Annotated in this window: 6 protein-coding genes; 2 read left to right on the top strand and 4 right to left on the bottom strand. The window is 62.6% G+C overall.

Annotation, left to right across the window (positions count from 1 at the left end; genetic code table 11):
* Window positions 1–430, top strand: a 430-nt coding sequence (locus AS156_RS44020; RefSeq protein ID WP_245312574.1) for a fumarylacetoacetate hydrolase family protein, incomplete at its 5' end; no start/stop codon positions are given.
* Between the two features lie 63 nt (window positions 431–493).
* On the opposite strand, the gene AS156_RS40410 is transcribed toward AS156_RS44020, so the two are convergent.
* The 3 genes from AS156_RS40410 to AS156_RS06820 form a co-directional block, all read right to left on the bottom strand.
* Window positions 494–709: a hypothetical protein gene (locus AS156_RS40410; protein WP_082747367.1), complete on the bottom strand. Its 216-nt coding sequence runs from the start codon at window positions 707–709 to the stop codon at window positions 494–496.
* A 157-nt stretch (window positions 710–866) separates the two neighbouring features.
* A complete protein-coding gene (locus AS156_RS06825; RefSeq protein WP_066501696.1) occupies window positions 867–1244 on the bottom strand; it encodes an SPW repeat protein in 378 nt (125 codons plus the stop codon).
* Between the two features lie 22 nt (window positions 1245–1266).
* On the bottom strand, window positions 1267–2607 hold the full coding sequence (locus AS156_RS06820; protein WP_066501690.1) for an MFS transporter: 1341 nt from the start codon (window positions 2605–2607) through the stop codon (window positions 1267–1269).
* 326 nt (window positions 2608–2933) lie between these two features.
* Here AS156_RS06820 and AS156_RS06815 point away from each other — a divergent pair, with 326 nt between their 5' ends.
* Window positions 2934–3800 carry an FkbM family methyltransferase gene (locus AS156_RS06815; protein WP_066501687.1) on the top strand — a complete coding sequence of 289 codons (867 nt, stop codon included), beginning with the start codon at window positions 2934–2936 and terminating at the stop codon, window positions 3798–3800.
* A gap of 105 nt (window positions 3801–3905) precedes the next feature.
* Here the strand turns inward: AS156_RS06815 and AS156_RS44015 are convergent.
* Window positions 3906–4269: malic enzyme-like NAD(P)-binding protein (locus tag AS156_RS44015; protein WP_283807908.1), on the bottom strand; the 364-nt coding region annotated here is incomplete at its 5' end.

Genomic DNA, 4269 nt, shown 5'->3' with positions numbered 1-4269 from the left:
CGGGCTCAACATCCCGGCCGACAAGGCGCTCGAGCATGTCTACGGCTACGCCGTCGGTATCGACCTGACGCGCCGCGACTTGCAGATCGCCTCGCGCAAGAAGGAGCGCCCGTGGGAGGTCGGCAAGTCGTTCGACTATTCTGCGCCCTGCTCCGCGATCGAGCCGGCCGCGAAGATCGGCCATCCCTCGAAGGGCAAGATCTGGCTCACCGTCAACGGCAAGGAAGCGCAGAAGGGCGACCTCACCGAGCTGATCTGGAGCGTGCCCGAGATCATCTGGCAGCTCTCCCAGCAGGTGAAGCTCGCCGCCGGCGACATCATCATGACGGGCACGCCGGCCGGCGTCTCGCAGTTGCAGCCCGGCGACAAGCTCGAATGCGGCGTCGACGGCGTCGGCACGCTGAAGGTCGCGATCGGCAAGCCGGAATAGGCTGACCTCAAGATGGCAGACCAAGCCCCGGACCTCGCGTCCGGGGCTTTTTGCTGTGCGCGATCAGCGCATCGTGCCTGGCATGCAGGGCGGCTCCGTATACGGAGCGGTTGCGAACGATCCAACGTTCGGCGCGCGCACGCAGTCGGTGATCTTGCTGCTGCTCACGGTCGACGCATGGGCGCGCCGTGACGCGGCATTGCTGCCGGCGGCGGAAGCCTGGGCCGAATAAGCAGCGGCCGCAACCAGCGCAACCGCGACGAAGGTCAACTTGGTCATAGGTTTTCTCCACAGGGTGGTGGAAACCGGGCCGGCCCGGCTCCTGTGACCAAGAACGATCGATGCTTGAAGTTATTTCATCACAGGCGATCACCGACACGCGAGCGCCCGCTCGAGGCGGGCGCCCGGTTTGCAGTATCCCGAAGATCAATCGATCCTAATGCTTCTCGGTGACGTGAGTTGCGGCCGGTCCGAAATGCGTCTTCTCGTATTCCAGCCACAGCTCGAGCAAGGCCATGAACGCCACCACCGCGCCTGCCGCGATGCTGAAATGCATCGCGCGGGTGTGAGCGAAGCCGAGCAGCCATGGCGACACGATCAGCCACACCCCCACGAACAAATTGATCCACTCCTCCCAGACGGAAAACGCAGCGATCGCCGCCAGCGACAGCACGGCGATCACCACCCCGCTCGTCCTGAGATCGATCGCCGCCGTCCGGTTGGCATGCGCAAAGAGCCAGGGCGCGGCGAGCAGGAAGATGGCTACCACCAGATTGTAGATATCGAGCGCCGATTCACTCCGCCATTTGATCATATCGACTTCTCCCTTGCTTGCTTCAAGCCCGTCGCTCGTGCGCGTCCGCCGCGTTGATGTCCTTGCCGGTGTAGTCGGTCATCAGCGCTGTCGCGATCAGCGTGATGACGGCGCAAGCCGCGATGTAGACCGCGATCGCGGTCGCGGACTTGAACGTGCCGAACAGCCAGGCCGCGATCAGCGGCGCCGGACCGCCGGCGATCACGGAGGCGAGCTGATAGCCGAGCGACGAACCGCTGTAGCGCAGGCGTCCGGTGAAGCTCTCCGCGATCAGCGCGGCCTGCGGGCCGTACAGCATGTCATGCGGGATCAGCGACAACACGATCGCGAGGAAGACGATCGGCTCCGAGGCGGTGTCGAGCATCGCGAAGTAGATGAAGCCGAACACGCCGGTCACGATAGCGCCGATCATGTACATGTTCTTGCGGCCGATCTGGTCGGACAGATACCCGAACACCGGGATCGAGACGAAGGACACCACCGAGGCAGCGAGCACCGCGGTCAGCAGCAGGTCGCGCGTGAGATGAAGCGTGCCGATGCCGTAGGAGAACACGAAGGCGGTGAAGATGTAGAACGGCGCCTGCTCGGCCATCCGCGCAAACGCGGACAGCAGGATCTCCCGAGGATATTCCCTGATCACCGTCAGCATCGGCGTGCGGTCGAGCTGGCGCTCGGCGAGCAGCTTCGAGAACACCGGCGTTTCCAGGATGCCAAGCCGGATATAGAGGCCGACGCCGACCAGGATCAGGCTGAGTGCGAACGGAATGCGCCAGCCCCAGGCGAGGAACTGATCGCCCGACATCTGGCTGAATGCGAGCACGGCGAGATTGGCGAGGAACAGGCCGCAGGGTACGCCGAATTGCGGCCATGACGCGATCAAGCCGCGCGACCGGTCGTTGCGTGCCCATTCCATCGACATCAACACCGAGCCGCCCCATTCGCCGCCGACGCCGATGCCCTGGATGAAGCGCAGCACGGTCAGGATCACCGCGCCCCAGATGCCGATGCTCGCATAGGCCGGCACCACTGCGACCGCCGCGGTCGCCAGTCCCATCAGCAGCAGCGTCGCGATCAGCGTCGACTTGCGGCCGATACGGTCGCCATAATGTCCGAAGATCGCAGCCCCGATCGGGCGGGCGACGAAGCCGACGGCATAGATCGCGAATGCCTCCAGCGTGCCGACCCAGGGATCGGAATGCGGAAAGAACAGCTTTGCGAACACCAGGCCGGTGACGGTGCTGTAGAGGAAGAAATCATACCATTCGATCGCGGTCCCGATCGTGGAGGCGATGACCGCGCGACGAAGCTGGCGCTGATGCTCGGACGGACTGAGTTGCGTGGCATCGAGGCCGAGTGTTGCCATGGGATGATCTCCCTTCGACAAGCCCCCGCATGGATTGTGCCTGATTGGGTCGTTTGATCACAAACGACATTGCGCCCCCAGGGTTCCATCAGAATTGGAACTCGAGGCTAGAACTTTAGTTAGACGCAGGGCGGATGGGATGAGTCGAAGGCGTATCGTCCCTCACGCCCAGTGGCGGATGACGCTTTACTGTTGCTTGACTGACTCTTGGGCACGGCCGCGCCAAATCGACAATCCACGCAAGCTACATTGAAGGCGCGACAGCCCCTCAAATCGTCACTTTCCCAACTCACCTTCTTTGCCTTGGGGCACGCAAAGGACCGGTCATGGACGAGACCCTCATTTACGACGTCGGCGCCCACAAGGGCGAGGACACCGAATTCTACTTGAAGAAAGGGTTTCGCGTTGTCGCGATCGAGGCGATGCCGGAATTCTGCGCGTCCATCAGCAAGCGCTTCTCGGAATACGTCGCGTCGGGCGCCCTCTCTGTGGTCAATGTTGCGGTTTCGAGCACGCCCGGGAACATCAACTTTTATGTCGACGATCGCGTTTCGGAATGGGGAACGGCCAATCCGGAGTGGTCCGAAAGGAACAGGAACTTCGGCGCTGGTGTCGGACGAACGCTAACGATACAAGCCTCCAAACTGGCTGACCTTCTGAAGCAGCACGGCGTTCCCCGATATTGCAAGATCGATATCGAGGGCAATGACCTCGACGCCCTGGCGTCTCTGGAGGGCCTTTCCGAGCTCCCCAAATTCGTCTCCATCGAGTCCGACAAGACCAGCTGGAAAAAGCTCATCGAAGAGTTCGAGACCTTCGAAAGGCTGGGTTACCGGAAATACAGAATCATGGACCAGTCGCTGGTCTCCATGCAGAGATGCCCGACGACTCCCAGGGAAGGAGAGTTTGTCGATTGGCGGTTCAAGCACGGAAGCAGCGGCCTGTTCGGAGATGAGTTGCCCGGAACATGGGTCAGCGCGCTTGAAGCCATCGAGCTCTACAAGAGCATATTCCGTGGCTATGCGATCAACGGAGACCTTGGGCTGTTTGGCGGCGGCGCGAAAAGCGCGTTCAATATGGTCGGCAAGGTTCAAGAGACGATGTTTCGCCTCAAGGGCTCCAAACACTATTTGAACCCGGCGACGCAATTTCCGCCGCCCGGCTGGTACGACACCCATGCGATGCGGGAGTGACGGCTTGCAGTGAGAGCCGTTCGACTGCGCTCCACGCGCGTCATGCCGCGCGACCTGCCTCGCCCACAGCGCGGCAGATCACGTGTAGCTAATGCGCCCGGTGCACTAAGACCGGTCGCTGCGGCGATACGGAACGTAACGGGGTGTCCAGACCTTGGCCTGGATGCGCCGTTCTATCTGATCGATCGGAACGTCCTTGGCGAGCCCCTCCTTGTGCGCCTGAAGCGCCACCGCAAGTGCAACCGTCACCGCGACCTCGCGCAGCGCGCTCACCGGCGGCAGCAAATTGTGCTTCGGATTATCGCGCGCCGGCGAGACGCTCGCCAGCGCCTTGGCCGCGGCCATGAACATGCCGTCGCTGACGCGGCCTGCGCCGACCGCGAGCGCTCCGAGCCCGACACCCGGGAAGATGTAGGAGTTGTTGGTCTGGTCGACCTTGAACCGCGCCCCGTCACGCGTGATCGGCGGG

It is taken from the genome of Bradyrhizobium macuxiense (genome assembly GCF_001542415.1).
GTDB classification, from domain to species: domain Bacteria; phylum Pseudomonadota; class Alphaproteobacteria; order Rhizobiales; family Xanthobacteraceae; genus Bradyrhizobium; species Bradyrhizobium macuxiense.
This window is presented reverse-complemented; position numbering and strand designations above follow the sequence as displayed.